At 44.8% G+C, this 3,213-nt stretch carries 2 protein-coding genes and 2 pseudogenes; 2 read left to right on the plus strand and 2 right to left on the minus strand.

The features are described from left to right. Positions 1 to 146 (plus strand): annotated as a pseudogene (locus tag IQ242_RS20525) (ISAs1 family transposase); the annotation flags it as partial. A 275-nt stretch (positions 147 to 421) separates the two neighbouring features. Here IQ242_RS20525 and IQ242_RS20530 read toward each other — a convergent pair. Then, positions 422 to 613, minus strand: a pseudogene (locus IQ242_RS20530) (IS30 family transposase); the annotation flags it as partial. Positions 614 to 1,154: 541 nt separating this feature from the next. Here IQ242_RS20530 and IQ242_RS20535 point away from each other — a divergent pair. Further along, on the plus strand, positions 1,155 to 1,940 hold the full coding sequence (locus IQ242_RS20535) for an SWIM zinc finger family protein (RefSeq protein ID WP_193961226.1): 786 nt from the start codon (positions 1,155 to 1,157) through the stop codon (positions 1,938 to 1,940). A gap of 122 nt (positions 1,941 to 2,062) precedes the next feature. Here the strand turns inward: IQ242_RS20535 and IQ242_RS20540 are convergent. Next, positions 2,063 to 3,213 (minus strand): topoisomerase C-terminal repeat-containing protein (locus IQ242_RS20540; RefSeq protein WP_255520689.1); only part of this gene is annotated, 1,151 nt, incomplete at its 5' end.

A 3,213-nucleotide genomic window follows, 5' to 3' on the forward strand; every position in this document is an offset into this window, starting at 1 on the left:
TTAGTGATTTTCAAGCGGCCAGCAATTGGTCAATTCTCACAACTATAGGATTGAATCTTTTCAGAGGCTTGGGTTTTCTCTCAATAACAGAGGGACAGAGGTGGTTAGCTGAACGTTGGGAAAAACTGATAGTTTTATCGACGTAAGAAGCAGAAAAATTAGCTAAATTAACAGGATGTACTCTCAGACAATTTGAAGAGAGATAGGCTTTTAGTGGCTTGGGAACAGGCTTTATCAATCTATTCATAATAAATATTGGCAGAGAATTAAAGATTAGTTATTGTCACTAACTCTTTTGGTTAGAAAAAGATAAAATTGAGAATCTTCAGTCAAATTTATTGACTCAAAATCAGCTATACTTAATTTAAATGAATCAACCCTAGGGCAAGGGGGGGGCGGAGATTCGAAATGCGTCTTAGCTTAGTCCATTAGTCGGCTCGTTTAATCCCCTCTCCCAAGAATGATCAGGAGTAGCAAAATAAAAATCTACTCCTAGTTTCTCACTCAACTCTTGATGTCCAATAAACTCTTTGACCTTGTCACAAGGGTCGGTTTTTATTTTGTCAAAGGGAATCTCTTGGAAAAGTTTTTCGGTCACTAAATTAATTTCACTTTAGCTTAGTTTTGATAGATCATTTGCTCAGTAATAGGACAAAATTAACTTCTTGGTTAGCATAGGCACTCAAGCAAAAGGCAATGGGTAGTTAGATATGTGTAATTAATTATGTTTAGCTACTTAAATGGTTTGGCGATTCTTTTCCTTCCCTCCCAGCACGATAGCATAATTCACTTCCAATCCAACTTTAAAAAACTCGCTCTTCGCTTCCTTCTCCTCGTTCCCGCTGCCTGCTCTCCGATACTTTCTCAACAGGATTTAGTATTAATTCTCGCTCTGGTCGTGCTTTGATCACATCCGAGCAAGACGGCTATTTGCCGTTGAGATAAATTTACCTCTTGACCAAGTTGGTAGAGCAAGTTTCTTGGTTCTATGTTAAGATATTGAGGGCTTCGTTTTTGGGTCTGATTTGTTGTTGTTAAAGATCAGAATATACCTGATGAGCCTTTCCTAGTCCAGCCTCTAGGCTAATGTGTTTCCTTTTTGAATTGACGTTTTTCTTGGTAACGAAGCTGATCCGCTGTAGGGTAAATAAAAAATGACAGAACAAGCTTGGTGGGTACAAAAATGGTTAGAACTACTCGATTCCTATCGCTTTAAAAAACGTTTGGAACGAGCTAGACTGTACGCTAGAGAAGGCAATGTGTTAAGTATTGACTTTGAAGACTCGCAAGTTATTGCTAGAGTGCAAGGCAGTGAACCAGAGCCTTATATAGTGGATTTATCCCTAGCGGCTTTTAGTGATGAAGAATGGGATTATATTATTAAGCTTCTCTCCAAAAAAGCCATTTATTCCGCTCAATTGCTCACCGGACAAATGCCCGATCATATTGAGCGTGTTTTTATCGATAGTGGGGTGAATTTATTTCCCTTTTCCCTAGCTGATATTCGCTCTCGTTGCACCTGTCCCGATCAAGCCAACCCCTGCAAACATATAGGAGCAGTGTATTATCAATTGGGCGATCGTTTTATTGTCGATCCCTTCCTGTTGTTGCAACTGCGCGGCCGAAGCAAAAGCCAAATTCTGGAAGCTTTACGCGAAAAACGTTCCTATTCCTCTGATAATCAACCTTTAGCATTCAGTGAACCCCCCGCAGTAGTCGAAAAAACTGCCCCCGACAGCGCTATCGATCGCTTTTGGCAGTACGATGAAGAGCTAGACCCCTCCCTCGTTGTCATCACGCCAGGGAATGAAAATCAAACCATTCTCGACATTTTAGGCAATTTTCCCCTCGCTGGCCCCGAATCAGATGCCATAGAACAATTTTTAAAACCAATTTACCGGCAAATTCCCCAAGAAGCGATGGCGATTGCCTTACAGTAGGGGAATTTGGGGTATAGAATCAGCCTAGTCAAAGTAGTCCCAAGGACAAAAGAGCCAGCCAGATTTGTCCTCGCATCAGGGCGAGGAATTAACCATGGAGAAAATCGCCCCACCACTAACCGCTAAACCGTCTTACTTTTGCCAGTTTTACTGCCCGGGGAAGTAGTTTTTTTGGTGGTGGTAGAAGTAGTTTTCTTGGTAGTGGTTTTCTTGGCAGTGGTTGTCTTGGCGGCTAGGGCGACTAAAGCTTGTTCTAGGGTGAGGGTTTCGGCGGTTTCTCCTTCGGGAATCTTGGCGTTAGTTTTACCGTGCTTGATATAAACTCCGTAGGGTCCCTCGTACAATCCCACCAATTCCCCATCGTCGGGATGTTTACCCAATTCTTTTAAGGGTGGTTTGGTAGAACCACGAGCGCCGCGAGCTTTTTTCGGTTCGGCTAATAAGGCCAAGGCTCGATCGAGAGTTATAGTCAAGACATCATCGCTGGCTTTCAGGGAACGATATTCTTTTTCTTTGCCCTCTTCCTGAACCACATAGGGGCCGAAACGCCCTAAACTGGCTTTAATTTTGCCTCCGGTGAGGGGATGGGTTCCCAGCAGTCGCGGCAGTGCTAATAAACCCACCGCTTGTTCGAGGGTGATGTCCTCGGGTTTGACTCCTTTGGGTAAGGAGGCGCGTTTCGGTTTGGGATTGTCATCGCTGATATCTCCTAACTGGACGTAGGGACCGTAACTACCCACCAGCAGATAAATCGGCTCTCCGGTGTCAGGATGAAGACCGATTTTATCCGGACCTTCGGTTTTTTGTCGCAGCAGGGTTTCTACCTGTTCGGGGTTCAGATCCGCCGGGGTTAAATCGGCCGGGATGGAAGCGGTGAGGATTTCATCCCCCCGGGGGACTTCCAGATAGGGTCCGTATTTGCCGATCTTGATAGTTGCCTGTAAATCCTCTAAAATCACCGATTTAGCGGTGCTAGAGTTAATTTGACTCTCGCGCTCTTTGACTTGGCTTTCTAGCCCCTTTTCCCCCCGATAGAAGCGATCGAGATAGGGCAACCATTGGGCGGAACCAGTGGCGATATCGTCGAGGGTTTCCTCCATCTTCGAGGTAAATTTGGGATCTACCAGGTCGGGGAAATGGTTTTCTAATAAACCGACGACGGCGAAGGCGGTGAAGGTGGGAATGAGGGTTTTATTCCGCATTTGAGCATAACCGCGATCGATAATTGTGCCGAGAATGGTGGCGTAGGTGCTGGGTCGCCCGATTCCTTCAC

Origin of the sequence: Microcystis sp. LEGE 08355 (genome assembly GCF_015207185.1) — a bacterium.
GTDB lineage: Bacteria > Cyanobacteriota > Cyanobacteriia > Cyanobacteriales > Microcystaceae > Microcystis > Microcystis panniformis.